Source organism: Pseudoxanthobacter sp. (assembly GCF_036822375.1).
Taxonomy (GTDB): domain Bacteria; phylum Pseudomonadota; class Alphaproteobacteria; order Rhizobiales; family Segnochrobactraceae; genus Pseudoxanthobacter.
Window position 1 is genome coordinate 1 of record NZ_DAISHT010000304.1, and the last position, 3,135, is coordinate 3,135.

A 3,135-nucleotide genomic window follows, 5' to 3' on the forward strand; every position below is an offset into this window, starting at 1 on the left:
CGGGCTCGCAGGCGTTCATCTTCGGCATCGTGATGGTGTTCCTCATCCTTGCCGCCCAGTATGAGCGCTGGTCGCTGCCGTTCGCGGTCATTCTGGCGGTGCCGTTCGCCCTGTTCGGCGCGCTGGCCGCGGTGTGGCTGCGGGGCATCAACAACGATGTCTACTTCCAGATCGGCCTTGTCACGCTGATCGGTCTGGCCGCGAAGAACGCGATTCTCATCGTGGAATTCGCGGTCCTGCGCCGGCGCCACGGCCTGTCGGCCGCTGCGGCGGCTCTGGAAGGCGCGCACCTGCGCTTCCGCCCGATCGTGATGACGTCGATGGCCTTCATCCTCGGCGTGCTGCCGCTGGCGCTTTCCAGCGGTGCGGGCTCGGCCAGCCGTCATTCCATCGGCACGGGCGTGGTCGGCGGCATGATCGCGGCCACCTTCCTCGCCACCTATTTCATCCCGGTGTTCTACCGCGTCATCGCCTGGCGCGCGCCGAAGCCGGAGGAGATGGTGCCGGAGGACGAGCGCGAGCCGGGGACCGACGGCTCTCACCCCGCCGGCACCTGACGGCGGCAGCCGGAGACACCCTGCAAAGACCGGCGCCGCGCGAGGGACCCCCCCTTCGCGCGGCGCCGTCGTTTCCGGCCGGCCGGAACACTGCCGCAGGACAGGCGGGAAAAGCGGCGGACGGCAAACGGCCCGGCTTCCGTTTCTGCTTTGTTCTTTCTATGATGGCACCTGTCTGCCACAGCCGCAGGCGGCGTGGGCAACGCGGGGCGGGAATTTCCGGCCCTGCCGTTTCCTCGCCGGGCGCGGCGTGCGACATGAAGGGAAGGGCGGCCCCGCGGGCGGCTCCGCGCCCCGCCTGCCGGCGGTGCGATTCGGGCGCGGCGGCTGCAACGCCGGGCACCGTGCCCGCATCGCCGCCGCCCATGTCTGGAGACCCGAATGCCGGCTCGCACCGAAACGGACCTGTCGCCTGCCGACGACCTGCTGCGCTTTGTCGGCGATGCGCGGTTCCCGACCATCATGGCCGATCCGCCGTGGCAGTTCGTTAACCGCACCGGCAAGGTGGCGCCGGAGCATCGCCGCCTGTCGCGCTACGGCACGCTGGCGCTGCCGGAGATCATGGCGCTGCCGGTGGCCGCCATCGCCGCGCCGACGGCGCACCTTTATCTCTGGGTGCCGAATGCGCTGCTGCCGGAAGGGTTGCAGGTGCTGGCGGCGTGGGGATTCACCTACAAGTCGAACCTCGTCTGGCACAAGGTGCGCAAGGACGGCGGCAGCGACGGGCGCGGGGTGGGCTTCTATTTCCGCAATGTGACGGAACTGATCCTGTTCGGCACGCGCGGGCGCAATGCGCGCACGCTGGATGCCGGCCGCACGCAGGTGAATTATCTGGCGACCCGCAAGCGCGAGCATTCGCGCAAGCCGGACGAGCAATACGGCATCATCGAATCCTGCTCGCCGGGGCCTTATCTGGAGCTGTTCGGCCGCGGCGTGCGCCCCGGCTGGGCCACATGGGGCAATCAGGCCGACGAGGCTTATGCGCCGGACTGGCAGACCTACAGCCACAACTCGTCGACCGACCGCCCCGGACCGGGCGCGGCAGAGTGATGCGGCGCGGGCAAAACCGCCGCGGGGCCTTTTGCAGCGGGCGGGCGAAACCCATCTGTGGGTGCAGGTCCCGCTGCGGGTGAAAATCCCGCCGGGGTGAACGAGGCGGGCCGCAACCGGGCCGCCGGCGAGAAAGCGGACGGCGATGAGCGAGCTTGCGGCGAACCAGAAATATTGCGTGGCCTGCGGTCATCCGCTGCACATTTCAGCGCGCACCTGCCCGAACTGCGGGGCGGTGCAGCCCGGCCTTTCCTCGCGGAACAAGCTGGCGGCGGCGCTGCTGGCGTTCTTTCTGGGCGGGTTCGGCATCCACCGCTTCTATCTCGGCCGCCCGGTGTCCGGCTTCTTCTACCTGCTGTTCTGCTGGACCGTGATCCCCGCCATCCTCGGCTTCATCGAGGCCATTCTGCTGCTGATGATGTCCGAGGAGCGCTTTGCGCAGAAATATGGCTGACACCCGGCAGGGGGCGGCACACTGCGGGGAGACGCCGGGCCTGAGAAAGGCCCGCGCCGGGCCCGCACGCGGGCCTCAGGAGCGCTCGTCCATGGCCCAGTCGGGTTCCGGCAGCAGGTCGGTCAGGGAAAGCTGGTCGGGGTCGCCCGGCGAGACCGGCTCGAAGGTGACCACGCTCGACGGCAGGCCGACCAGCAGCAGCGGGCAGGGATTGCCGACGCCGCGGTGAATGCGATCTTCCAGCTTGCGCCAGTGGGTGGTCGAGGCGCCGTATTTGTCGGCGCAGAAGGTCAGCGCCCAGGCATCGGAGAAGCTCGCCCCGGATGCGCCGATGCGGCGGTTCACGTCAGCCGTCTGTCGCGGCGTCGGGTTCAGGCCCAGCGCCTGCACATCGCGCATGGACGAAAGCCGCCGCTCGCGGGCGAAACGGCGCACCAGCGCCGGCATGTCGTCCTGCAGCGTGATTCCGCGGGTTACGATCACGCCCACCGAGATCGCGCCTTCGGCATGCAGGCGCTTGAAGTTCTCAAGGTCGCGGTCGAAGAACGGATCCTTGTTGTTCCACTCGATTTCCAGTGCCACCACCCGGCTGTCCGGGAAGGTGCGCACGTGGTCGACCTCGTGGCTGATCGACTCACGCGGCACGCCGTTGATGCGCTTTTCAATGGTGAACTTGGTCTTCACCCAGCCATGGGCATCGAACGCCTTGCGCAGCCGCCGCGTGCCCTTTGCCTCGCCGCCGCCGGACCCCACGATCTCGTCGATCGGAATCGAGACGTCGCCCAGCACCGTTTCGAGTTCGGCGAGCGCGTCGGGAAAATCGACCCCGAGAATGGCCCGGGCGTGGGAGTGGTATTCAATCTGAAAGCCACGGGCGAGAAGCGATTCGAACATCGCGCAATAACAACCGGTTGCAGGCAGCAGGAACAGGGCCGTCAGGAACAGCACCGGCAGCAGCAGCGCCGGCGCGCCCCTTATGCCATGCCATTGCTGCTTCGTGAGGCCGAACGGTGACCTCCGGGCAAAAAAAAGACCGCAGCGAACGAGCGCGCGGTCTTAAGTCTAGGGAGGAAA

The 3,135-nt window shown here is 68.1% G+C and carries 4 protein-coding genes; 3 read left to right on the forward strand and 1 reads right to left on the reverse strand.

The genetic code is table 11. The features are described from left to right. The 3 genes from V7067_RS16840 to V7067_RS16850 all read left to right on the forward strand — a co-directional run. Positions 1-557, forward strand: a 557-nt coding sequence (locus tag V7067_RS16840) for an efflux RND transporter permease subunit (RefSeq protein ID WP_334177046.1), incomplete at its 5' end; no start/stop codon positions are given. 381 nt (positions 558-938) lie between these two features. Further along, positions 939-1,607: an MT-A70 family methyltransferase gene (locus V7067_RS16845; RefSeq protein ID WP_334177047.1), complete on the forward strand. Its 669-nt coding sequence runs from the start codon at positions 939-941 to the stop codon at positions 1,605-1,607. A gap of 145 nt (positions 1,608-1,752) precedes the next feature. Beyond that, positions 1,753-2,061: an NINE protein gene (locus V7067_RS16850; RefSeq protein WP_334177048.1), complete on the forward strand. Its 309-nt coding sequence runs from the start codon at positions 1,753-1,755 to the stop codon at positions 2,059-2,061. Between the two features lie 75 nt (positions 2,062-2,136). On the opposite strand, the gene V7067_RS16855 is transcribed toward V7067_RS16850, so the two are convergent. Then, positions 2,137-2,955, reverse strand: a complete 819-nt coding sequence (locus tag V7067_RS16855) for a BglII/BstYI family type II restriction endonuclease (RefSeq protein WP_334177049.1) — start codon at positions 2,953-2,955, stop codon at positions 2,137-2,139. Positions 2,956-3,135 lie beyond the last annotated feature (180 nt).